1 protein-coding gene is annotated in these 659 nt (G+C 76.5%); it reads right to left on the bottom strand.

Features of this window, described 5'->3' with window-relative positions; all coding sequences use genetic code 11:
* Positions 1-659: tRNA lysidine(34) synthetase TilS (gene tilS, locus FRW57_RS22475; RefSeq protein ID WP_203230519.1), on the bottom strand; the 659-nt coding region annotated here is incomplete at both ends.

Genomic DNA, 659 nt, shown 5'->3' with positions numbered 1-659 from the left:
GCCGGCGCTGCGGGCCAGTCCCGCGACGACGCCGGGGCCGAGCTCGTGCTCGAGCCGGTCGAGCAGCCGCCGCGCCCGCACCCTGCGATAGGTCGGGTCCGCATTGTGCGGGTCCTCCCACGGGGTCAGCCCCTCGGCCGCGCACACCTCGCGCGTGGTGCTCCCGGGCAGCGCGAGGAAGGGCCGCAGGAAGCGGCCGCGACGACGCGGCATACCGGACAGCGAACGGGCGCCGGAGCCGCGGGCGAGGCCGAGCAGGACCTGCTCCGCCTGGTCCTTCTGGGTGTGGCCGAGCAGCACGTATGCCGAGCCGCTCGCCTCCGCGGCCTGCTCCAGAGCGGCGTAGCGCGCGTCCCTGGCTGCCGACTCCGGGCCGCCCTCGGAGCCCACCTGCACCCGCAGGACCTGAACGCTCGACAGGCCCAGCGCACGACACTGCTCGGCGGCCCGGGCAGCGACTTCTTCCGAACCGTCCTGCAGCCCATGGTCCACGACCAGCGCGCCGGTGGGGTGGCCAAGGCGAGGAGCCTCCCAGGCCGTGACAGCGGCGAGGGCGAGCGAGTCCGGCCCACCGCTGCAGGCCACCAGCACCGGCACGTCGGACGGCAGCCCCGCGAGGCACTCGCGCACGGCCACACGCGCCGCGGCGACGGTGGCGG

Origin of the sequence: Segeticoccus rhizosphaerae, assembly GCF_009192725.1 — a bacterium.
Classification (GTDB): Bacteria; Actinomycetota; Actinomycetes; order Actinomycetales; family Dermatophilaceae; genus Segeticoccus; species Segeticoccus rhizosphaerae.
Note: the sequence above shows the minus strand (reverse complement) of the source record. Positions and strands in the feature narration are given on the sequence as shown.